General features: G+C 61.9%; 14 protein-coding genes and 2 tRNA genes. 10 read left to right on the top strand and 6 right to left on the bottom strand.

Features of this window, described 5'->3' with window-relative positions:
* Nucleotides 1–33 precede the first annotated feature (33 nt).
* Nucleotides 34–1,179 carry a glycerate kinase gene (locus P3T40_RS35545; protein WP_429272383.1) on the bottom strand — a complete coding sequence of 382 codons (1,146 nt, stop codon included), beginning with the start codon at nucleotides 1,177–1,179 and terminating at the stop codon, nucleotides 34–36.
* 434 nt (nucleotides 1,180–1,613) lie between these two features.
* Here P3T40_RS35545 and tig point away from each other — a divergent pair, with 434 nt between their 5' ends.
* The 8 genes from tig to P3T40_RS35505 all read left to right on the top strand — a co-directional run bounded on the left by tig (nucleotide 1,614) and on the right by P3T40_RS35505 (nucleotide 10,788).
* Nucleotides 1,614–2,960: a trigger factor gene (gene tig, locus P3T40_RS35540; RefSeq protein WP_429272382.1), complete on the top strand. Its 1,347-nt coding sequence runs from the start codon at nucleotides 1,614–1,616 to the stop codon at nucleotides 2,958–2,960.
* 166 nt (nucleotides 2,961–3,126) lie between these two features.
* The gene (gene clpP / locus P3T40_RS35535; RefSeq protein WP_429272381.1) at nucleotides 3,127–3,780 is read left to right on the top strand and encodes an ATP-dependent Clp endopeptidase proteolytic subunit ClpP; all 654 of its coding nucleotides are present in this window, start codon (nucleotides 3,127–3,129) and stop codon (nucleotides 3,778–3,780) included.
* Nucleotides 3,781–3,958: 178 nt separating this feature from the next.
* On the top strand, nucleotides 3,959–5,230 hold the full coding sequence (gene clpX, locus P3T40_RS35530) for an ATP-dependent Clp protease ATP-binding subunit ClpX (protein WP_074298724.1): 1,272 nt from the start codon (nucleotides 3,959–3,961) through the stop codon (nucleotides 5,228–5,230).
* Between the two features lie 185 nt (nucleotides 5,231–5,415).
* Nucleotides 5,416–7,836: an endopeptidase La gene (lon, locus tag P3T40_RS35525; protein WP_429272380.1), complete on the top strand. Its 2,421-nt coding sequence runs from the start codon at nucleotides 5,416–5,418 to the stop codon at nucleotides 7,834–7,836.
* A 336-nt stretch (nucleotides 7,837–8,172) separates the two neighbouring features.
* Nucleotides 8,173–8,463, top strand: a complete 291-nt coding sequence (locus tag P3T40_RS35520) for an HU family DNA-binding protein (protein ID WP_429272394.1) — start codon at nucleotides 8,173–8,175, stop codon at nucleotides 8,461–8,463.
* A 107-nt stretch (nucleotides 8,464–8,570) separates the two neighbouring features.
* Nucleotides 8,571–8,646 (top strand) — tRNA-Val (locus P3T40_RS35515).
* 47 nt (nucleotides 8,647–8,693) lie between these two features.
* Nucleotides 8,694–8,770 (top strand) — tRNA-Asp (locus P3T40_RS35510).
* Between the two features lie 86 nt (nucleotides 8,771–8,856).
* The gene (locus P3T40_RS35505) at nucleotides 8,857–10,788 is read left to right on the top strand and encodes a SurA N-terminal domain-containing protein (protein ID WP_429272379.1); all 1,932 of its coding nucleotides are present in this window, start codon (nucleotides 8,857–8,859) and stop codon (nucleotides 10,786–10,788) included.
* Nucleotides 10,789–10,900: 112 nt separating this feature from the next.
* On the opposite strand, the gene P3T40_RS35500 is transcribed toward P3T40_RS35505, so the two are convergent.
* Nucleotides 10,901–11,242, bottom strand: coding sequence for a hypothetical protein (locus tag P3T40_RS35500; RefSeq protein ID WP_429272378.1), 342 nt, complete (start codon nucleotides 11,240–11,242; stop codon nucleotides 10,901–10,903).
* A 116-nt stretch (nucleotides 11,243–11,358) separates the two neighbouring features.
* The gene (locus P3T40_RS35495) at nucleotides 11,359–12,054 is read right to left on the bottom strand and encodes an arylesterase (RefSeq protein WP_429272377.1); all 696 of its coding nucleotides are present in this window, start codon (nucleotides 12,052–12,054) and stop codon (nucleotides 11,359–11,361) included.
* On the opposite strand from P3T40_RS35495, the gene P3T40_RS35490 reads away from it, so the two are divergent.
* Nucleotides 12,053–12,739 (top strand): ABC transporter ATP-binding protein, encoded by a 687-nt coding sequence (locus tag P3T40_RS35490; protein ID WP_429272376.1) that lies wholly within the window; start codon nucleotides 12,053–12,055, stop codon nucleotides 12,737–12,739. The two genes, P3T40_RS35495 and P3T40_RS35490, sit on opposite strands and share 2 nt — an antisense overlap.
* A gap of 171 nt (nucleotides 12,740–12,910) precedes the next feature.
* On the opposite strand, the gene pgi is transcribed toward P3T40_RS35490, so the two are convergent.
* The 3 genes from pgi to P3T40_RS35475 all read right to left on the bottom strand — a co-directional run bounded on the left by pgi (nucleotide 12,911) and on the right by P3T40_RS35475 (nucleotide 17,968).
* On the bottom strand, nucleotides 12,911–14,533 hold the full coding sequence (gene pgi, locus P3T40_RS35485; protein ID WP_429272375.1) for a glucose-6-phosphate isomerase: 1,623 nt from the start codon (nucleotides 14,531–14,533) through the stop codon (nucleotides 12,911–12,913).
* Between the two features lie 351 nt (nucleotides 14,534–14,884).
* Entirely contained in the window at nucleotides 14,885–16,507 is a 1,623-nt protein-coding gene (locus tag P3T40_RS35480) for an NAD(P)H-hydrate dehydratase (protein ID WP_429272374.1), read from the bottom strand.
* 150 nt (nucleotides 16,508–16,657) lie between these two features.
* Entirely contained in the window at nucleotides 16,658–17,968 is a 1,311-nt protein-coding gene (locus P3T40_RS35475) for an FAD-dependent oxidoreductase (protein ID WP_429272373.1), read from the bottom strand.
* A 313-nt stretch (nucleotides 17,969–18,281) separates the two neighbouring features.
* On the opposite strand from P3T40_RS35475, the gene purL reads away from it, so the two are divergent.
* Nucleotides 18,282–22,364 carry a phosphoribosylformylglycinamidine synthase gene (gene purL / locus P3T40_RS35470; protein WP_429272372.1) on the top strand — a complete coding sequence of 1,361 codons (4,083 nt, stop codon included), beginning with the start codon at nucleotides 18,282–18,284 and terminating at the stop codon, nucleotides 22,362–22,364.
* Nucleotides 22,365–22,720: the final 356 nt, after the last annotated feature.

Below are 22,720 nucleotides of genomic sequence, written 5' to 3'. Positions count from 1 at the left end.
GCGCTGTGATTGTTGCCGCAACCGCCTCACCGGTCAACGCATGCCGTACTTTAGGCGCGTCAATTGCTCAGCTTCGTTGGCGAGTAGTCTGGCCGCGTCGCTGATCGCCACCTCGAGCGTGATCGGGCCGGGAGCCGGCGAGAAGCAGCCGTTGAAATGCTCGGAGAGACGCGGCAGCGCGGCGGAGTCGACCGCGCCCGACAGCAGTGTGGCCGGCACGCCCAAGGCGCTCGCGTGGCCGCAGGCGATAAACGGCGCCTTGCCGTGCAGCGTCTGCACGTCGGAGCGGCCTTCGCCAGTGATCAGCCAGTCTGCCCCGGCGAGCGCGGCATCGAGGCCTATCAGCCGCGCGACCGTTTCCGCGCCCGGTTCGAACTGCGCGCCGAGCATATGCAGCGCGAAACCGAGGCCGCCGGCCGCACCCGCGCCGGGCAGGTTGCGCGCCGTGCGCTGCAGCGCCGGTTCGATCAGGTCGGCGAAGCGGGCGAGGGCTGCGTCGACGCCCGCAATCTGTCCGGGCTGTACCCCTTTCTGAGGCCCGAAGACCGCAGTGGCGCCGTGTTCGCCGGTGAGCGGATTGTCCACGTCCGACATGCCGACAAACGACGCATCGGCGAGCCGCGCATCGAGTTGCGACACGTCTACACGGGCGACGCGGGCCAGTTGTTCCGGCGTCGGCTCGAGTTCCTTATCATCTGCATCGAACAGCTTCACGCCGAGGCCGGCGAGGAGACCTGCACCGCCGTCATTGGTGCTGCTGCCGCCTAGCGCGACGAAAAAGCGCCGCACGCTGGCATCGAGCAGCGCACGAATCGCTTCGCCCATGCCGCGTGAACTGCGTGCTTCGACCGGCACGCCCATGCCGACCGGATCGGTAATGCCGACAATTTCGGCCGTCTCGACGATCGCGCTGCCGTCGGCGAGGAGGCCCGTGGCCGCTTCACGCACGGGCCCGGCGGCGCCGCGCACGGTAAGCACGCGGCGCTCGCCCCCGCCGGTGAGCATGGCGTCGAGTGTGCCTTCGCCGCCATCGGCCATCGGGCAGATGCGTACAGTGGCATCCGGCCGTGCTCGCGTCACGCCGGTTGCGATGGCTTGCGCCACCTGTTCGGCGCTAAGCGAACCTTTAAAAGAATCGGGAGCAATGACGACGACGGGCGCGGACGACGGGTTCGGCATGGTGTCTCTTGATGGTAGGAGTCGAGGCGATGGCGGAGCAGGCGGGCAGGGGCCCGAACGCGTCCGCTAGCTTATCAGCATGCCGCGTGCGGCTGAATATGTCGAATCGCATAGCCGGCATCGAACGCGCGGAACCTGCCGGACCCCGGGCGTGCCCCCCCCGCAAAGACGCCTGCAGCCGGCCCCAACAAGCCAAAAGCAGCCTCAAAGTGGCCCCAAAACGCACAAAAACGGGCGCGAAACATCGAATCCCGGCTAAGCGCGCGAATAGTTTGCTAAAATATTCGGCTCTTTAGACCCAAACCGTGCTGCCGGTGATCTGCAAGCCCGCGGCGCAGGCGCTGAATTGATGTGACGCGCGATGCGAAGCGACATCGAAAAGCGGCACGTGAAGATAACTGATTCGCTCGAATAATTTTAGGACGATTGAAGCCATGGCTAACGTTGTTGAAAACCTCGGCAAGCTGGAACGCCGCGTAACGATTTCCCTGCCGAAGGATTCCGTGCAGAAGGAAGTGGACTCGCGTATCCGCCAACTCGCGAAGAACGTGCGCATGCCGGGTTTCCGCCCGGGCAAGGTGCCGCTCAAGATGGTCACGCAACAGTATTCGGGCCAGGTGGAAGCCGAAGTGCTGAGCGACAAGGTCGGCAAGGAATTCTTCGACATCAGCCGCGCTGAAAACCTGCGCGTGGCTGGCCAGCCGAGCTTCGCGCCGAAGACCGACGCGGCAGAAAACGACTACGCTTTCGACGCGACCTTCGAGGTGTACCCGGAAGTCAAGCTGGGCGACGTCGCCACGGCTGAAATCGAGCGCACCAAGACCACCATCAGCGAAGCGGAAATCGACCGCACGCTGGACATTCTGCGCAAACAGCGCGTGCATTTCCACGCACGTGGCGAGGCAGGTGAGCACGGCGACGGCGGTACGGACACCGCAGCCAAAGACGGCGACCGCGTCACGGTCGACTTCGTCGGCAAGATCGAAGGTGAAGCGTTCCAAGGTGGCAGCGCGGACGATTTCGCATTCGTGCTCGGCGAAGGCCGCATGCTGCCGGAATTCGAAAAGGCAGCGCTCGGCCTGAAGGTCAACGAGGCGAAGGAATTCGATCTGGCATTCCCGGCCGACTATCACGGCAAGGAAGTCGCCGGCAAGACGGCGCAGTTCACGATCACAATGAAGAAGATCGAGTGGCCGCATCTGCCGGAAATCGACGGTGAATTTGCGAAGTCGCTCGGCATCGAAGACGGCGATCTGGTCAAGATGCGCGCTGAGATCAAGGACAACCTTGAGCGCGAAGCGAAGCGCCGCACTCAATCCATCGTCAAGAACCAGGTGATGGACGCGCTGCTGAAGATTTCCGAACTGGATGTGCCGAACGCACTGGTCGAACAGGACCAGCAGCGCCTCGTCGAAATGGCGCGTCAGGACCTGACGCAACGTGGCGTGCCGAACGCTGCCGACGCGCCGATCCCGGCAGAAATGTTCAAGGAACAGGCTGAGCGCCGCGTGAAGCTGGGCCTCGTACTGGCGGAGTTGGTCAAGGCCAACAACCTGCAAGCGAAGCCGGAGCAGATTCGTGCCGAAGTCGACGACTTCGCGAAAAGCTACGAAGACCCGAAGGAGGTCGTCCGCTGGTATTATTCCAACCAGCAGCGCCTTGCAGAAATGGAAGCGTACGTCGTGGAAGCTAACGTCGTCGATTTCGTCCTCGGCAAGGCCAAGGTGACGGACAAGGAAGTGAGCTTCGAAGAACTGGCAAGCGCAACGGCGCAAGCGTAAGCGTCGCTGCAACGGCGTGCCGGCTGTCGGAGCGACGGCCCGCACGCCGTTTTTTTCTGGAGCGTCGTGTTGATCGCGTTGCGCGGGTTTTTGCGCACTTGAATACCGCGCCGTCGCACTCACCTGTCCGGTATCGAATAAATATTCCCAGACAAGGATCCATTGCATGACCTTTCGCGCCCAAATGCTGGACACGTTGACCTCCCAGTCGTCGCGGGATCTCGAAGCGCAGGCGCTCGGACTCGTGCCGATCGTCGTGGAAACGAGCGGCCGCGGCGAGCGCTCGTATGACATCTACTCGCGTCTGCTGAAGGAGCGGGTGGTGTTTCTGGTCGGTGAAGTGAACGACCAGACCGCCAATCTCGTCGTGGCACAGTTGCTGTTCCTGGAAAGCGAGAATCCGGACAAGGACATCAGTTTTTACATCAACAGCCCGGGTGGCTCGGTTTCGGCCGGGATGGCGATCTACGATACGATGCAGTTCATCAAGCCGGACGTTTCGACGCTGTGCATGGGGCTCGCCGCCAGCATGGGCGCGTTCCTGCTAGCAGCTGGCGCGAAAGGCAAGCGTTTCACTTTGCCGAATGCGCGCGTGATGATTCACCAGCCGTTGGGTGGCGCGCGCGGCCAGGCGTCGGACATTGAGATCCAGGCGCGTGAAATCCTGTATTTGAAGGAGCGGCTTAATCAACTGCTCGCGCATCACACCGGTCAGCCGGTCGAACGTATTGCACGCGACACCGACCGCGACAATTTCATGTCCGGCGACGACGCCCAGGCGTACGGTCTGGTCGACCAGGTGCTGCACAAGCGTCCATGATCCGGAGCGCTCTCGCCCTTTTTTGAGGGTGAGAACGACCGCGTTTTTGGTGTGAAATAATCAGATTCGTCCAAACGCCTGCGGCAAGCGCCGTCACTGCTTTTGCTCATTCGCCCCAACTGCGAGGCAGGGGCAAACGGCGTATCATGTAATCGAGTGTCCGGAGGCTCACACATCTATGGCGGACAAAAAAGGTTCTAACAGCGAAAAGCTGTTGTATTGCTCGTTTTGCGGCAAGAGCCAGCATGAAGTCAAAAAGCTGATTGCAGGCCCGTCGGTCTTCATCTGCGATGAATGTATCGACCTGTGCAACGAAATCATCCGTGATGAGGCTGCAGGCGCGGGCATTGAAGCGGGCTTGTCCAAGTCCGATTTGCCGAGTCCGCAGGAAATCCGCGAGATTCTCGATCAGTATGTCATCGGGCAGGAACGCGCGAAGAAGATCCTTGCAGTGGCTGTTTACAACCACTACAAGCGACTCAAGCACCTCGACAAGAAGGATGAAATCGAGCTGTCGAAGAGCAACATCCTGCTGATCGGCCCGACCGGTTCCGGCAAGACCCTGCTCGCGCAGACGCTCGCGCGCCTTCTGAACGTCCCGTTCGTCATTGCCGATGCAACGACGCTGACGGAAGCCGGCTATGTCGGCGAGGACGTCGAGAACATCATTCAGAAGCTCCTGCAGAACTGCAACTACGAAGTCGACAAGGCCCAGCGCGGGATTGTCTACATCGACGAAATCGACAAGATCAGCCGCAAGTCGGATAACCCCTCCATCACGCGCGACGTGTCGGGCGAGGGTGTCCAGCAGGCCTTGCTGAAGCTGGTTGAAGGCACGATGGCGTCGGTGCCGCCGCAAGGTGGTCGTAAGCATCCGAACCAGGACTTCATCCAGGTCGACACCACCAATATTCTGTTCATTTGCGGTGGTGCATTCGACGGCCTCGAAAAGGTCATCGTTGACCGTACGGAAAAGACGGGCATTGGCTTTGGCGCCAGCGTCAAGAGTAAGCAAGACCGCGACGCGGGTGAAGTGCTGCGCGAAGTGGAACCGGAAGATCTGATCAAGTTCGGGCTGATTCCTGAACTGATCGGCCGTCTGCCGGTGGTCGCCACGCTCGGCAAGCTCGACGAAGCGGCCCTGATGAAGATTCTCGTCGAACCGAAGAACGCGCTCGTGAAGCAGTACCACAAGCTGTTCAATATGGAACGCGTCGAACTCGAGATTCGTCCGGGTGCGTTGCAAGCCGTTGCGCGTAAGGCGATTCGCCGCAAGACGGGTGCTCGCGGTCTGCGCTCGATTCTGGAACAGGCTTTGCTGGACGTGATGTATGAGTTGCCGGCGATGAAAGGTGTTAGCAAGGTCATCATCGACGACAACGTGATCGACGGTGACGGCAAACCGTTGCTGATCTACGAAGACGCGCCGAAGGTCGCAGGTTCGAATTGATCGGCTTTAAAGGTTTTGCGAAAAAAGCCGTTCATGGCAACGTGAACGGCTTTTTTGTTTATCTTGGGTTAGGATGGTTGTGTTTCCTTTGGAGTCACTGAACTTTTCCCACACGCGGAGGCCTTGTAATCGTTTTTGCAGGCCTCACCTATCGAACGAACTGATACCACTCATGGGGAAATGAAATGTCAGGAACCCAACTCCTCCCGCCGGAACGCACTACGCTCCCGCTGCTCCCGCTGCGTGATGTAGTCGTTTTCCCGCACATGGTGATTCCGCTCTTCGTAGGCCGCCCGAAGTCGATCAAGGCTCTCGAAGCAGCGATGGAAGGCGGCAAGCACATCATGCTCGTCGCCCAGAAGACGGCTGCGAAAGATGAGCCGACCGAAAAGGACATGTACGAAGTAGGGTGTATTGCTAACATCCTGCAAATGCTGAAGCTGCCGGACGGCACCGTGAAGGTGCTTGTCGAAGGCTTGCAGCGCGCGAAAACGCTCTCGATCGAAGAGCAGGAAACGCAGTTTTCGTGCGAAGTCATGCCGCTCGAGCCCGACCACGCCGACAGCGCTGAAACTGAAGCGCTGCGCCGCGCGATCGTGTCGCAGTTCGACCAATACGTGAAGCTGAACAAGAAGATCCCGCCGGAGATTCTGACTTCGCTTTCGGGCATCGACGAAGCCGGCCGTCTGGCCGACACGATTGCAGCGCATCTGCCGCTGAAGCTCGACCAGAAGCAACACATCCTCGAGATGTTCCCGGTCATCGAGCGCCTCGAGCATCTGCTCGCGCAGCTCGAAGCCGAGATCGACATCCTGCAGGTTGAAAAGCGCATCCGTGGGCGCGTGAAGCGCCAAATGGAGAAGAGCCAGCGCGAGTACTACCTGAACGAACAGGTCAAGGCGATCCAGAAGGAATTGGGCGAAGGCGAAGAAGGTGCGGATCTCGAAGAACTCGAGAAGCGCATCACCGCAGCGCGCATGCCGAAGGAAGCCAAGAAGAAGGCTGATGCTGAGCTGAAGAAGCTCAAACTGATGTCACCGATGTCGGCGGAAGCCACTGTCGTGCGCAACTACATCGACACGCTGATCGGCTTGCCGTGGCGCAAGAAGAGCAAGGTCAACAATGACCTCTCGAATGCGGAACGCGTGCTCGACGAAGACCACTTCGGTCTTGAGAAAGTCAAAGAGCGCATTCTTGAATATCTTGCGGTCCAACAACGCGTGGATAAGGTGAAAGCGCCGATCCTCTGCCTCGTTGGGCCTCCGGGTGTCGGTAAGACGTCGCTGGGCCAATCGATTGCACGCGCAACGAATCGCAAGTTCGTGCGTATGGCACTCGGTGGCGTGCGTGACGAGGCCGAAATTCGCGGCCACCGTCGGACCTACATCGGTTCGATGCCAGGCAAGATTCTGCAAAGCCTGACCAAGGTCGGCGTGCGCAATCCGCTCTTCCTGCTCGACGAAGTCGACAAGATGGGCCAGGATTTCCGCGGCGATCCGTCGTCGGCATTGCTGGAAGTACTCGATCCGGAACAGAACCATACGTTCGCCGATCACTACGTCGAAGTCGACTTCGATCTGTCGGATGTGATGTTCGTGGCGACGTCGAACTCGCTGAACATTCCGCCGCCGTTGCTCGACCGGATGGAAGTGATCCGTTTGTCGGGTTACACGGAAGACGAGAAGGTCAGCATCGCGCAACGCTATCTGTTGCCGAAGCAGAAGAAGAACAACGGCCTGAAGGAAGGCGAGGTCGATGTCACGGAAACTGCAATCCGCGACATCATTCGTTACTACACGCGTGAAGCGGGCGTTCGTTCGCTCGAGCGTGAAATTTCGAAGATCTGCCGCAAGGTCGTGAAGATGCTTCTGCTGAAGAAGGCGGAAGGCGCTGTGAAGGTCGACGGTACCAATCTCGATACCTTCCTCGGCGTGCGCAAGTACGACTTCGGTCTGGCAGCGAAGGAAAACCAGGTCGGCCAGGTCACGGGTCTCGCGTGGACAGAAGTGGGCGGCGATCTGCTGACCATTGAAGCCGCCGTGATGCCGGGTAAGGGCGCTGTGACTCGTACGGGTTCGCTGGGGGACGTGATGAAGGAATCCGTCGAAGCGGCGCGCACGGTGGTCCGTTCGCGTTCGCGTCGTTTGGGTGTCAAGGACGAAGCGTTCGAGAAGCAGGACATTCACATTCACGTGCCCGAAGGTGCGACGCCGAAGGACGGTCCGTCCGCAGGTATCGCGATGACGACCGCGCTGGTGTCGGTGTTGACCGGTATTCCGGTGCGCGCCGATGTCGCGATGACGGGTGAAATCACGCTGCGTGGTGAAGTGTTGCCGATCGGCGGCCTGAAAGAGAAGCTGCTCGCAGCGCATCGCGGTGGCATCAAGCTGGTGCTGATCCCGGAAGAAAACGTCAAGGATCTGACGGAGATTCCGGACAACGTGAAGAACGCGATCGAAATCGTGCCGGTCCGCTGGATCGACAAGGTGCTTGAACTTGCGCTCGAACGTGTGCCGCAAGCGTTGCCGGAAGAAGAGCCGAAGCCTGCCACGCCTGTCGCGGCAGAGCCCGGTAAAGACGCCGCAACGGATGTCGTGAAGCACTGAGCCACTTCCTACTGCACGTAGTGTTTGCATCAACAGAAACCCGCGGCCTTGTCCGCGGGTTTTTTATTATCTGAGCCAAATGCAGCATATGCATTTGCATAGCTTTTGCCCGCTGATTCCCACTTTCTGGGCCAAAAGCGCCGCGCTCGACGAATGAGTTGTGGTCGCACTCATCGGCCGCAAGATTTCGTTATAAATACTGTGCCAAAAGCACCCTCTAATCCGGCTCAACCCCGCTTGACACAAGGGTTTCGGCCAATTCTAATTGGTTCGCTCGGCGTTTTTGCCGTGCCACGTTGACCTGGCGCTTTGAAGCGCCATTACGATTGTCCAAAAATATTCTCGGGGGTTGGAATGAATAAAACGGAATTGATCGATCACATTGCACAAGAAGCCGACATTTCGAAAGCGGCGGCAGGACGTGCGCTGGATGCCGTGATCGGTGGCGTCAAAGGTACGTTGAAGAAGGGTGGTTCGGTGACGCTGGTAGGCTTCGGTACGTTTGCGGTGGGCAAGCGCACGGCACGCACCGGTCGTAATCCGCGCACGGGAGCGGCAATCAAGATCAAGGCCGCCAAGGTGCCGAAATTTAGGCCTGGCAAAGCGCTAAAAGATGCGCTAAACTAATCGACTTGCTGCTTGGGGGTGGCGCGGTTTAAAGAGTTAAGAAACCTGCGGGTTGAAAGACTTGAGAAGCGCGGCGCAACATCAGGTAGCAGGCAGAATCGCGGAGCGGGTGCTTAGCTCAGTTGGTAGAGCGGCGCCCTTACAAGGCGTAGGTCGGGAGTTCGAGCCTCTCAGCACCCACCAGTTCCCGGTTCCACATGCAGTATTTAGGCAGCACACACGCAGTATAAGGAGTGGTAGTTCAGTCGGTTAGAATACCGGCCTGTCACGCCGGGGGTCGCGGGTTCGAGTCCCGTCCACTCCGCCAGTATCCTTGAAAGGCGAACTCCGGTTCGCCTTTTTTATTGCCCGCTGTTGTAATATCGGGCGTTCCGTTTTTGGCATCCTTAACGCATGCTCGATTTCTTCCGCAATCACAAACGCCTGATGATGTTCATGCTCATCCTGGTCATCGTACCGGGGTTGGGTTTTGTGGGTATTCAAGGCTTCCGCGGCTTCTTTGACGAAAGCGCAAACGTCGCCAGCGTCAACGGGCACAAGATCACCCGAGCCGAGTACGACGACGCGATGCGTCAGCAACTGGATCGCGCGCGCCAGATGCTCGGTGGGCAGTTCGACGCGAAGATGTTCGATACGCCTGAACGCCGCAAGCAATTGCTCGATAGCCTTATCGAGCAGCGCGTACTGGCTGATGAAACGCAGCGGCTGCATCTGACCGCCTCTGACGACGCAGTGCGGCGTACGTTGCTGAGCGATCCGGTCATCTCTTCGCTCAAGAATCCTGACGGTTCGATCGATGTGAGCCGCTACAAGGAACTGCTCGCCATGCAGGGCATGACGCCCGATCAATATGACGAGCGCGTGCGCTACACGCTGGCTACGCAGCAGTTGCCTGGCAGCATCGAGGGCAGTGCCTTTACGTCGAAGACGCTTGCACAGAACCTGACTGCGCTCGCTGAGCAACAGCGCGAAGTGCAAGGTCTCGCATTCAATCCACACGACTACGTGGGGAAGGTGCAGCCGACGGACGCGCAATTGCAGGCGTACTACGACGCGCATCGCAACGATTTCGCCACGCCCGCTACGGCCACCATTCAGTATCTGGTGATGTCGCCGGCTGCGCTCGCTGCGGGCCTACAGCCCACGGATGCGGATCTCAAGAAGTTTTACGACGACAACATCGCTCACTACCAGACCGCTGCGCAAATGCGTGCGAGCCTGATCCTCGTCTCAGTCGCGCCGAACGCGAGTGCGGACGACAAGGCCAAGGCAAAGCAGAAAGCAGACGCGTTGCTTGCTCAAGTGAAAGCGCATCCAGACGACTTCGCGAAGATTGCTGAGCAGAGTTCGCAGGACCCGGCTTCGGCCTCGAAGGGTGGCGATCTGGGTTACTTCGGCCGCGGCATGATGGCCGGTGGTCAGGCGTTCGACGACGCTGCGTTCAAGCTGAAGAAGGATGAAATCAGCGACGTTATCCCGACGGATGTGGGCTTGCTGATCCTGAAGGCGACGGATGTTAAGCCGTCGGTCACCCAGCCGTTCGATACCGTGAAGGACGCGATCGCCAAGGACCTGAAGACGCAACTGGCGGGCAAGGCATTCAGCGACGATTCGGACGGCTTTACATCGGTCGTCTATGAGCAGGCGAAGAGCTTGCAACCGGCCGCCGACAAATACAAGCTGCAGATCCAGACGGCCACGGTTACGCCGCAGCCGAACGCAGCACTACCGCCGGACAGCCCGCTGAACAACGCGAAATTCTTGAGCGCAGTGTTCGCGAACGACTCGGTCCAGGCCCATAACAATACCCAAGCCATCGATGTCGGCAACAACACGCTGATCGCTGCTCACGTCACCGATTACAAGCCGGCTGCGGTGCCTCCGCTCGACACGATCAAGGACGCGGTGCGCCAGAAGGTCATCGCGGTTCAGGCCGATGAGATGGCGCATAAAGATGGCATCGCCAAGCTCGCTGAGTTGCAGAAGTCGAATGCAACCACCGGCTTCTCAGCGCCGGTGAAGGTCTCGCGCAATGACGCACAAGGCTTGCCGCCTGCTGCACTGAGCGCAATCTACAAGGCCGACTCGCAGAAATTGCCGGCTTACGTGGGTGTCGATCTGGGCGATGCGGGCTACGCGGTGTATCGAGTGAATGCCGTGGTAGCGGGTGCGCCGATCGATCCGCAGCATCTGGCCGCCGCGCAGCAGCAGATCACTCAGGCTGAGGCACAGTCCGATGTTGGCGCGTATGTCGAAGCGCTGCGCGCTCGCTCGAAGCTCAAGTTCTATGGCTCGCTGGATAGCGCGCAATCGGGCGGTGACTGATCGAGGATGCGGTCGCGTGAGCGGCGTGCGTCGCAAGTACAAAAAAACCCCGCAATTTTGCGGGGTTTTTTTATCCGGCGAGCAAATCGCTGGAGGATTTGTTAAGGCTACCTTAGAGGCAGCCGCTGATCGCGCCAGTAGCGTCGCTACCGGCACCGCCATTGGAGCGGAAGCCAACCCATGTGCCCGAGCCGCTGTAGGCCGGGCGCACCACAGCCGCTGCGCCGCTGGGCGGTTGCTGGCCCGGTACATAAACGTCCATTGCCTGGTCGTTTGCCATCGTGTCCTGCGAGACAACCTGTTGTTGAGAGCTGTCAGCCCACTTCTGGGCGATACATTGCGCGACGGCCTTAGGCGGTTGCTGGCTTTGTCCAACGGATTGCACGCCCGCCGGCGGTTGAGCGGCGCAAGCAGAAATGGCCACGGTCAAAGCGATAAGCGGTAGGTATTTCACGTTATCTCCTCACAAAAGCGCTCGAGACGAGCCGGATTTCGCGGTTAGCGAAAATGTCTGAGCGACATTCCCTACGCACGTTCCCAGTTCGTTCGCAACAAGATGTAAGTGCCTTGTCAGTGTGAGGGGCTGTTGTGCAGCAGAGGTTTCAATGTCGTCCACACGTTATCGAGTAGCACGGGCTGTGCCCGCTGGGTGGGATGCATCTGGTCGGACTGGAACATCTCCGGTTTGTCCGCGATGCCTGCGAGGAGGAACGGCACGAGCGATGTGTGCAGTTCTTTCGACAACTGCTCATACACACCGTGGAACTTTTGTGTGTAGTCCGGGCCGTAATTAGGTGGCACGTACATACCGATGAGCACAACCTTCGCATGACCTTGTTGTGCCTCTTCAACGATCGTGCGCAAGTTGTCTTCGGTAGTCGGAAGCGGCACGCCGCGCAGTGCGTCGTTGGCGCCCAGTTCGACAATCACGATGCTGGGCTTGAGCCGCTGCATCAACTCGGGCATGCGGGCGCGTCCGCCGCTGGTTGTGTCGCCACTGATGCTTGCGTTCGCAACGCTATAATCAATGCGCTCGCTGGCCAGACGCTGGCGCATCAACGCCACCCAACCCGTGTCGCGCGGCAGCCCATACTCGGCGGAGATGCTGTCGCCTAGCACCACGATGACCGGTTTGGCCGGCTCCGGTGGATTAGCGGCATGAGCCGCAAGCGGCAGCGTCGCGGCCATCATGACCATGCCGAAGGCTGTATTCAACGCGGCGGCGCCAGGTGCAGCTAGGCGCACTTTCAACCTACGCCTTACCATGCAAAAGAAAACTGATCCAGTCATCGAAGTGCGGGGATTGTGCAAGAGGGTTAAGGATGCTACAGGCGAGCTGACGATTCTCGATCATATCGATCTTTCAATCGAAGGCGGCAGCAGCGTGGCCATTGTCGGTGCATCCGGATCCGGCAAGTCTACGCTGCTAGGTCTGCTCGCAGGTTTGGACAGTGCAACCTCCGGGTCGGTTCGGCTGCTGGGTCAGGAACTCACCGAGTTGAGCGAGGACCAACGCGCGGCACTGCGCAACGGCTCGGTCGGCTTCGTGTTCCAATCGTTTCAATTGATGCCGCATTTGACGGCGCTCGAGAACGTGACCTTGCCGCTCGAATTGCAAGGCGGCATCGCTGCGCGCGATGCAGCGGCGCGAGCGCGTGGCCTCCTCGAACAGGTGGGACTGGGGCAGCGTACCCGTCACTATCCCAAGCTGCTGTCGGGCGGCGAGCAGCAGCGCGTCGCGTTGGCGCGCGCCTTCGTCACTCATCCGGCCATCCTGTTTGCCGATGAGCCGACCGGCAGTCTCGATGCGGCAACGGGGCATGCGGTTATCGATCTGATGTTCGAGATGAACCGGGCTAATGGCGCAACCTTGATTCTGGTCACGCACGACATCGAACTCGCGCGTCGTTGCGATACCACGGTCACGATCGAGGCAGGGCGCCTCGCCTGAGGGCTGAGCGCGTACAAAAGAAAAGCGGGCCGTCGATGGCCCGCTTCACAACAAGTTCTGCAACTGATCGATCACGTGGCGATGCTCAGGCTATCGCCACGTGTTGCCCACTCAACCGAAAACGCAGCAGCAAACGTAGAAGCAAACGTAGAAGCAAACGCAGCCGCCCACTCAGCGTTTCAAAGCCGCACGCGCGCGTGCGATCAACGCGGTGGTCGAGGAGTCGTGCTTGCCGCCCTCGACGCTAGCCGAGGTCAGATCGGCCTCCACTACCTTGCCGAGGATCTTGCCCAACTCGACGCCCCACTGGTCGAACGAATTGATATTCCACACCGTCCCCTGGACTAGCACCTTGTGTTCGTAGAGCGCGATAAGCGCGCCGAGCGAACGCGCCGTCAGCGCTTCGAGAATCAGCGTGCTGGTGGGGCGGTTGCCCGGGAACACCAGATGCGGTGCGAGTTCCGGCTTGTCCGGACCAGCCACCTTCTTCGCTTCCTCCAGTGTGCGGCCCAGCATCAGCGCTTCGCTTTGCGCGAAGCAGTTCGCCAGCAGCTTCGGGTGATGGCTCACTAGCGGGTGCTCCGGCGTGAGCACGGCGATGAAGTCGATCGGCACGATCGTCGGGCCTTGATGCAGCATCTGGAAGAAAGCGTGCTGACCGTTCGTGCCCGGTTCGCCCCACGTCACGGCCGAAGTCGGATAGTCGACCATCGCGCCATCCAAACGTGCGGACTTGCCGTTGCTCTCCATTTCCAGTTGCTGCAGATACGACGGAAGATAGTGCATCGCCTCGGAATACGGCGCGACCAGATAGCTTTGCGAGCCGAAGAAGTTGCGATACCAGATGCCGATCATGCCCATCAGCACCGGCAGGTTGCGTTCGAGCGGCGCAGTGCGGAAGTGCTGATCCATTTCGTTCGCACCGGCGAGCAGTTCGTCGAACTGCTTGGGGCCGATCGCGATCATGATCGACAGGCCGACCGCCGACCACAGCGAATAGCGGCCGCCCACCCAGTCCCACATCTGAAAGACGTTCTCTTTCGCAATGCCGAACTTGACGACTTCGGCCGGGTTGGCCGACACGCCGACGAAGTGCTTCGCCAGCGCGCTTTCCGGACAGCCTTTCTCGATGAACCAGTCGCGCAGCGAGCGCGCGTTGGTCATCGTTTCGAGCGTCGTGAAGGTCTTGGAGACGATGATGGCGAGCGTCTCTTCCGGATTGATCTCCTGAAGGACGCGGTACAGATCGGCGCCGTCGACGTTCGACACGAAGTAGCTCTTGATCTCCGGCGTGGCCAGGTGATGCAGGGAGTGCACCACCATCTTGGGGCCGAGATCCGAGCCGCCGATGCCAATGTTCACCACATAGCGAATCCGCTTGCCGGTGTAGCCGGTCCACTCGCCGCTGCGCACCTTGTCGGAAAACGCTGCCATCTTGGCGCGTTCGGCCATGACTTCGGCATGGAATGGCGCGTTCGGATCGCTCGCACGCAACGCGGTGTGCAGGACGGCGCGGCCTTCGGTGGGATTGACGATTTCGCCGGCGAACATCGCGTCGCGGCGTTTTTCGACACCGGCTTCACGGGCGACTTGCACGAGCAGCTTGAGGGTTTCGTCGGTGATGCGATGCTTCGAGAAATCGGCCGCGATACCGCCCCCGGCAAACGCGAAGCGTTCGGCACGGGTAGGAGCGGGATCGTTCGCGGGGGCAAACCAGTCGCGCATGTGCGCATCGCGAATCTGCTCGTAATGGGCTTGCAGCGAGGACCAGGCGGGGAGCGAGTTCAACGTCATGGGATCGTCCATCTAACGTAGGGGCACGAATGAAAGGCAGTGCGCAAAGCGCGGCCGCGGGGATGCTCTGGCGTGCTGTCGGACTTCGGGTTCGCAACGGTTCCCGGCCGGTCAGCACGAGCATTCAGTATAGCGGCCTTGGCGGGAAGGGGGCAGGGACTTGGACCCCGGGTCCAGATAGCGGGATCGTGCGGGGGCCAAGCGGTGGCCGCCCGGGGTTCAAGTACGGCTGAAGCAGGGTGCAAGGGGGCAAGTACAGCTGTGAAGCAGGGCTCAGGCGGGACCTAGGTACGGCTGAAGCATGATTCAGGCGGGACTCAAGCAAGGCCGAAGCGAGGTTTCAAGCAAGGCTCAAGCCGGCGGATAAAACATCCGGTTCAGCAGCTTGCGAACCATCGGCGCCAGCTCGCCAGCGGTCAGGCCGGCGGGACCCTCTCCTTGAGCAGTCAACGTGTCGGCGGCGAGGCCGTGCAGATACACGCCCGCCAATGCCGCCTCGTAAGGCGGCAAGCGCTGCGCCAGCAAGGCGCCAATGATGCCGCCGAGCACGTCGCCCGTGCCGCCCGTCGCGAGCGCGGCGTTGCCGGTCGGATTGATCGCATACCGGTCGTCCGGTGCGGCGACCACGGTGCCGGTTCCCTTCAGCACGATCACGCTGGCAAAACGTGCCGTCAGCGCACGCGCCGCGGCCAGCCGGTCGCGCTGCACCGTAGGCGCGTCGCAGCCGAGCAGACGCGCCGCTTCAAGCGGATGCGGCGTGAGTACGCACGGGTCGCCCTGCGCACCACGCGCGGTGACCTTCGCGGCGAGCGAGGCATCTGCTGCCAGCAGATTCAACGCGTCGGCATCGAGCAGCTTGGGGACATCGAGCGCGAGCACATCGTTGAGCACCTTGGTGGCGCGCTCGCGGTTACCCATGCCGCAGCCGATCGCCAGCGCGTCCATCTTGTCGAGCGGCAGATCGTCGACGGGATGCAGCATCAGTTCGGGATGCGGTGGATCGTAGGGCGGGGCGCCCGCGCCAAGCAGCGCAACATGGACTTTTCCCGCGCCGGTATAGAGCGCTGCGCGCGCGGCAAGGATCGGCGCGCCGCACATGCCGGTATCGCCTCCGACCACCGCGAGGCTGCCAAACGAGCCCTTGTTGGTCGAGAAATCGCGCGCCGGCAGGAAGGCGGCGAAGAGCGTCGGTGCGTTCAGTTGCACAGCAGTGCGGGCGGCGCTCGCCACGCGCTCCACGCCGATCGGCGCGACCGTCACCGTGCCCGCGAGATCGCGTCCCGAGGCCATGAAGAGGCCTGGTTTCGCCCCGATGAAGGTAATGGTATGCGTGGCGCGCACGCTGGTGCCCGCTCCGACCACGTTGCCAGTGTCGCTGTCGAGGCCGCTCGGCACATCGAGCGCGAGTACCCGGCCTTGCTGTTTCGCGCGTTGCCACAGGTGTTGCGCGAGGGTCGCGAAGACGCCTTCGAGCGGCCGTGTGAGACCGATTCCGAACATGCCGTCGACCAGCCAGCCATATTGCTCGAACGATGCGGGCGCAGTGGCTGTGATCGCTACGCCGGCGGCGCGTGCTTCGGCGAGTGCCCAGCGGGCGTCGTCCGGTTTGACGTCGACGGGCATGCAGACTTCTACCGCGATTCTCGCGCGCTGGAGTTCGGTGGCGAGAACCAGCGCGTCGCCGCCGTTATTGCCGGGGCCTGCTGCGATCCATACCGTGGAAGGAGACGCGGCTGCGTTGTCCTGTGCGATCTGCTCGCGCAGCCAGCAGGCGGCGGCGCGGCCGGCGCGCGCCATCAGCGTATGCGGCGGCAAACCAGCCATGGCGTCGGCCTCGATCGCGCGCAACTCCGCGAGGGAGAGGAGCGTGAGCGGGCGGTCGTGCGGATTCAGCAGCGTAGGCGTTTCAGGGGCGAGGGAAGATGCAGCGGGCGCGGCGGATGCGACATGTGTTCCAGGTGTGGCTTCGGTCATGGCAGTCTCGAGCGTTGACTCTGAGCATTGGGCCCGGGCGTTGCGCCCAGGCATTGACCCCGGCAGCGCCCCCGGACGGTGTGGAACTGCCATGGTAGTTGAATGCGCGCGGACCTGTGAACCGCTTCGGCCCCAGCCCCTCAGCCGGGGTCAGCCGCCGTAGCGCCCGAACCGCTCCGGCCGCAACGCGGCGAGCGTGTCGGCGGGCAGATCCGGCGTGACGCCGCCGATCAGATCCGCCACCAGTTTGCCGGCCCCGCAAGCGAGCCCCCAGCCGGCCGGCCCATGTCCGGCATTGACGAACAGGCGCGGATGCAGCGCATTACCGACCAGCGGCAGCCCATCCGGTGACAGCAGCTTGAGTCCGTCCCAGGACAGAGCCGCCGAAATCTTGGCGGCGCCCGGAATCCAGTCGTGCGTGGCCTGGCCGAGCAACGCTAGCGCATCCTTGGTGACCGCTTCGGAGAGCGGCTTGTCGGCCTGGCCGGCGCCTTGCAGCACCGCGCCGCCGGCGATGCGCAGGCGGTGGTTCATGCGGGTGATCGTGATTCGCTTCACCGCATCGACAATCGCCACGTGCGGCGCGCATTCCTCGTGGGCAATCGGCGCGGACAGCGTATGCAGACGCAGCGGATGCAATGGCACCCGCAAGCCGAGCCGCTCGAGCAGCGGCAGCGTGCCGGTGCCGGCCGCGACCACGACGGCGTCGGCATTGATCACGTCGACTTCACGGGTCGAAGTGACTTCACCCAGTCGCGGCGCCAGTTCGACGGCGGCGCGGTGCCCGTCGAGCCGAATGGCCGCGACTTCGCGGTTCAGCATGAACTGGACGCCGCCCTGGGTATCGAGGGTCTGCTTGATGAGCTTGGTGAAGAGCGGGCAGTTCGCGGTGCGTTCCTGGTCGAACAGCACGCCGCCCGCAAACTCAGGATCGGTCGGGACCGAATGCTCGAACGCGGCGCACTCGGCGGGCGTCAGCACATGGTGCGGGACTTCGTATTGGCGCAGCAATTCGAGCGCCGGCTGGGTTTGCTGCCATTCCTGCGCCGAGCGCGTGAGATACAGCACGCCGTCCGACTGTTCGAAATCGAGCCCGAAACGGGCCTCGATATCGGCCATCGCGTCACGCGATGCCTCGATCAGCGGCCGCAGCAGCCCGTATTGCCGGCTGAAGGCTTGCGGTTCCTGCCAACTGGCCAGTTGCTTTTCGAACAGGCGTGCGGCGCCGTTAAACCCCGTCTTGCGGATTACGCCGCTTTTCGCTCCCTGGCGGCTATGCATGAAGGTCGGCCCGAACCAGACGTCGAGCGGCGTCGGCAGCACGGTGCCGCCGTGGCCGTAGGTCGCGCCTTGCGCGACCGTCGCAAAGCGTTCGACCACGCATACGCGGTGGCCGGCTGCGCGCAACTGATAAGCGGTGGCGACGCCCACAATTCCGCCGCCAATGACGATGACATCCATGTTTGATTCGATTTGCCGGCGGAACGCGAACAACCCGCGTTCCCCGTAGGCGTGACATGCGGCGCATGCGAAGGCTTGCTGCGCCGATCTGGTGAAAGGCGGAATGATATCAGTCAAACAGGTCAGACGCGTAGGCGTCGGACCATCCCGAAATCGGCTGGCGGTGCGTCCCGACACTCGCTAAAACCCCACAGACACGCCACCGGAACGCTGTCAGCAGGGGCGCGGGAGGGTCTTCCCGGGGTATAATCTCGGACTTCCCTTTCGCCTCACGTCGCCTGTATGCGCGACTCATAGACGCAACGTCAAGTCCATGGCCCACTTCTCGTGTTTCCCCGGCGCTTCGGCCCTCTCCGATTTCCGTCAAACCCGCCTGCTCGAGACGCTTACGCGCATCGATCCCAACATCACCAGCGTGCGCGGGCAGTATCTGCACTTCGTCAATTCACAGACGCCGCTTGCGGCTGACGACAGCGCGAAGATCGAGGCGCTGATGCACTACGGCGATCCGTTCGCCGAAGCGAAGGAGCGCGGCGGCGCCGAGACTTTCCTCGTGGTACCGCGTTTCGGCACGGTGTCGCCGTGGGCCAGCAAGGCGACGGATATCGCGCACCATTGCGGCCTCACGCAACTGCGCCGCATCGAGCGCGGCATCGAATACACGGTCACGTTGAAGAGCGGCCTGCTGGGCGGCAAGAAAGCCTTGTCCGACGAAGCACGCGAGGCCGTCGTGGCTGCGTTGCACGACCGCATGACCGAGAGCGTCGCGCCGTCGCGCGATCACGCCATGCATCTGTTCGACGAACTGCCGGCCAAGCCGCTGCAAACGGTCGACGTGCTGGGCCATGGGCGTGGCGCGCTGGAAGCCGCCAACGCCGAACTGGGTCTGGCACTCGCGGAAGACGAGATCGACTATCTGGTCGACGCCTTCACGAAACTCGGCCGCAACCCGACCGACGTCGAACTGATGATGTTCGCGCAGGCCAACAGCGAGCATTGCCGCCACAAGATTTTCAACGCGGAATGGACCATCGACGGCGAGAAGCAGGACATCTCGCTGTTCAACATGATCCGCAACACTGAGAAGCTCAATCCGCAGGGCACGATCGTCGCGTACTCGGATAACTCGGCGATCATGGCGGGCGGCGTGGCCGAACGCTGGTTTCCGCGCAAGCCGGGCCAGACTGATGGCGCGGGCGAGCTGGCTGAGCACTACGGCCGCCACACCGAGCTGACGCACACGCTCATGAAGGTGGAAACGCACAACCACCCGACCGCGATCTCGCCGTTTCCAGGCGCCGCGACCGGTGCGGGCGGCGAAATCCGCGATGAAGGCGCGACGGGCCGCGGTGCGCGGCCGAAGGCTGGTCTCGCGGGCTTCACCGTGTCGAACCTCGACTTGCCGGATGCGCGCGAAGCATGGGAAAACGCCCGTGACGCCGTGCAGCCGGTCGGTCACCGCAATCCGGCCGACACGCAGGAAGTGTATGGCCGTCCGGACCGCATCGCCTCGCCGCTGCAGATCATGATCGACGGGCCGCTCGGCGGCGCGGCGTTTAACAACGAATTTGGCCGGCCGAACCTGGGCGGTTACTTCCGCGCCTTCGAGCAGAACGTGGCGGGCGTCGTGCGCGGCTATCACAAGCCCATCATGATTGCCGGCGGCATCGGCAACATCTCCGATCAGCACACCCACAAGCACGATTTGCCGGAAGGGTCGCTGCTGATCCAGATCGGCGGCCCGGGCATGCGCATCGGCATGGGCGGCGGTGCCGCCAGTTCGATGGCGACCGGCACGAACACGGCTGAACTCGACTTCGACTCGGTGCAGCGCGGCAATCCGGAAATCGAACGGCGCGCGCAGGAAGTCATCAACGCCTGCTGGCAGCTGGGCGAAAAGAACCCGATCCTGAGCATTCACGACGTCGGCGCGGGTGGTCTGTCGAACGCGTTCCCAGAAGTAGTGGACGGCGCGAGCAAGGGGGCGATTTTCGAACTGCGCAAGATCCAGTTGGAAGAAAGCGGCCTGTCGCCGCGCGAGATCTGGTCGAACGAAGCGCAAGAGCGTTATGTGCTGGCCATTGCACCGGCCGATCTGGCGGAATTCCAGGCCATCTGCGAGCGCGAGCGCTGCCCGTTCGCGGTGATCGGCACGGCAACGAACGAACGCCAGTTGAAGCTCGTCGACACCGAACAGAAAGACGACAACGCCCACCAGCCAGTCGACATGCCGATGGAAGTGCTGCTCGGCAAGGCGCCGCGTATGCATCGCGACGTCAAGCGCGTCGAGACGACGCTGCTGCCGGTCGATGTCACCGGCGTCAACCTGTCGGAAGTAGCGGTGAGCGTGCTGCGCCACCCAACCGTGGCCAGCAAGTCGTTCCTGATTACGATCGGCGACCGCTCGGTGGGCGGCACGACCGCGCGCGATCAGATGGTCGGCCCGTGGCAGGTGCCGGTTGCCGACGTGGCGATCACCACGATGGACTACGCCGGTTTCCGCGGCGAAGCGATGACGATGGCTGAGCGTACGCCGCTCGCCGTGATCAACGCGCCGGCGTCGGGCCGCATGGCGGTTGGCGAGGCGGTGACGAACATCGCCGCGGCGCCGATTGCGTCGCTCGACAAGCTGAAGCTGTCGGCCAACTGGATGGCCGCTTGCGGCGCACCGGGCGAAGACGCCGCGCTGTACGACACCGTCAAGGCGATCGGCATGGAACTGTGCCCGGCGCTTGGCATCAGCATTCCGGTGGGCAAAGACTCGCTGTCTATGCGCACCAAGTGGCAAGACCAGGGCGTGGCGAAGGAAGTGGTCGCGCCGGTGTCGCTGATCATCTCGGCCTTCGCACCGGTCGAAGACGTGCGCGGCCATCTGACGCCGCAACTGCGCCGTGCCGACGAAGCGGGCGACAGCGTCCTGATCGCCATCGACCTCGGCCGCGGCAAGCATCGCCTCGGCGGCAGTATCCTCGCGCAGGTCACCCAGCAGGTGGGAGATACCACGCCGGACGTCGACGATCCGGAAGATCTGAAGCGTTTCTTCGCCGCCATCCAGGCGCTCAATAGCGACGGCAAGCTGCTCGCTTACCACGACCGCTCGGACGGCGGCCTGTGGGCGACAGTGTGCGAAATGGCGTTTGCGGGCCATGTGGGCGTGTCGCTGAATGTCGATATGCTGACGCTCGATCCGAACCACGAATTCGACTATGGCGACGCCAAAGACTGGGCCAAGCAGACCAGCGGCCGCCGCGAAGACCGCACGATCCGCGCGCTCTTCAACGAGGAACTGGGCGCTGTGATCCAGGTGCGAGCGCAGGATCGCGATGCCGTGCTGGCTGCGCTGCGCGAGCATGGCCTCTCGGCGTGCTCGCACGTGGTCGGCAAGATCAACAATCGCGACGCCATCGAAATCTACCGCGACGCCAAGAAGATCTACGAAGCACCGCGTACGGAACTGCATCGTGCGTGGAGCGAAGTGAGCTGGCGCATCTCGCGCCTGCGCGACAACCCGGCTTGCGCGGATGCTGAATACGACACGCTGCTCGACGCCGCCGACCCGGGCATCACGCCGCAGCTGAGCTTCAATCCGGCTGAGGACGTGGCTGCACCGTTCATTAGCAAAGGCGCACGTCCGCGTGTCGCGATCCTGCGTGAGCAGGGCGTCAACTCGCACCTCGAAACCGCTTACGCGTTCGACCGTGCGGGTTTCGATGCGTACGACGTGCACATGAGCGACCTGCTGGCCGGTCGTGCCACGCTGGCTGACTTTGCCGGCGCGGTCGCGTGCGGCGGCTTCTCGTACGGCGACGTGCTCGGTGCCGGCGAGGGCTGGGCGAAGACGATCCGCTTCAACTCGCAGCTGGCGGACATGTTCGCCGCGTTCTTCGGCCGCAACGATACGTTTGCGCTGGGCATCTGCAATGGCTGCCAGATGATGAGCAGCCTCGCGTCGATGATCCCGGGTGCGGAGGCCTGGCCGAAGTTCACGCGCAACAAGTCGGAGAAGTTTGAAGCGCGTTTCTCGCTGGTTGAAGTGCAGCAGTCGCCGTCGCTGTTCTTTACCGGCATGGAAGGCTCGCGCATTCCGGTGGCTGTCGCTCACGGCGAAGGTTTCGCAGACTTCTCGCAACAAGGCGATGCGTCGAAGGTCGCGGTTGCCATGCGCTTTGTCGACCACCGCGGCCAGGCCACCGAGCAGTATCCGTTCAACCCGAACGGCTCGCCGAACGGCATTACCTCGGTGACGACGCCTGATGGCCGCTTCACCGTTCTGATGCCGCATACGGAGCGCGTGCATCGCACGGTGCAGATGAGCTGGCATCCGGAAGGCTGGAGCGCCAACGACGGTAGCCCGTGGCTGCGCGTGTTCCAGAACGCCCGACGTTGGTTGGGTTGATGCGCTGACTGGGCGACTACTAGCCGCCAAAAACAACAAAGCCGCCCTCGGGCGGCTTTGTCGTTTGGTGTATTGATGAAGTCGCGACGTTATCAGGACGCCTTGTGAGCCAAATCCTCGTGGATCACGTTATGCCCGTGAGAATCGCTGCCCACGGAAAAAGAGTATTTTTTCGTTTAAAATCAATGGTATAACTGGATGGATAGAATAGCGTACAATTTGCTACGCTAATTTTGTGCCACAGCCGTCAGCGTAGGCCGGACGCAGCGAAATAGCTTTAAACAGGCATCGCCACTTCCCTCCGGACACGGATCAACCCGATTTTATCTCGCAAATTCAATGGTTTGCGATAGCCT

Origin of the sequence: Paraburkholderia sp. EB58 (genome assembly GCF_050436665.1) — a bacterium.
GTDB lineage: Bacteria > Pseudomonadota > Gammaproteobacteria > Burkholderiales > Burkholderiaceae > Paraburkholderia.
Note: the sequence above shows the minus strand (reverse complement) of the source record. Positions and strands in the feature narration are given on the sequence as shown.

Bases quoted from the DNA above. Each gene is read 5' to 3' on its own strand.
- P3T40_RS35505 (WP_429272379.1), top strand. From the start codon at position 8,857: ATGCTCGATTTCTTCCGCAATCACAAACGCCTGATGATGTTCATGCTC.
- P3T40_RS35490 (WP_429272376.1), top strand. From the start codon at position 12,053: ATGCAAAAGAAAACTGATCCAGTCATCGAAGTGCGGGGATTGTGCAAG.
- P3T40_RS35480 (WP_429272374.1), bottom strand. From the start codon at position 16,507: ATGACCGAAGCCACACCTGGAACACATGTCGCATCCGCCGCGCCCGCT.
- P3T40_RS35495 (WP_429272377.1), bottom strand. From the start codon at position 12,054: ATGGTAAGGCGTAGGTTGAAAGTGCGCCTAGCTGCACCTGGCGCCGCC.
- P3T40_RS35475 (WP_429272373.1), bottom strand. From the start codon at position 17,968: ATGGATGTCATCGTCATTGGCGGCGGAATTGTGGGCGTCGCCACCGCT.
- lon (WP_429272380.1), top strand. From the start codon at position 5,416: ATGTCAGGAACCCAACTCCTCCCGCCGGAACGCACTACGCTCCCGCTG.
- tig (WP_429272382.1), top strand. From the start codon at position 1,614: ATGGCTAACGTTGTTGAAAACCTCGGCAAGCTGGAACGCCGCGTAACG.
- P3T40_RS35545 (WP_429272383.1), bottom strand. From the start codon at position 1,179: ATGCCGAACCCGTCGTCCGCGCCCGTCGTCGTCATTGCTCCCGATTCT.
- clpP (WP_429272381.1), top strand. From the start codon at position 3,127: ATGACCTTTCGCGCCCAAATGCTGGACACGTTGACCTCCCAGTCGTCG.
- purL (WP_429272372.1), top strand. From the start codon at position 18,282: ATGGCCCACTTCTCGTGTTTCCCCGGCGCTTCGGCCCTCTCCGATTTC.
- pgi (WP_429272375.1), bottom strand. From the start codon at position 14,533: ATGACGTTGAACTCGCTCCCCGCCTGGTCCTCGCTGCAAGCCCATTAC.
- clpX (WP_074298724.1), top strand. From the start codon at position 3,959: ATGGCGGACAAAAAAGGTTCTAACAGCGAAAAGCTGTTGTATTGCTCG.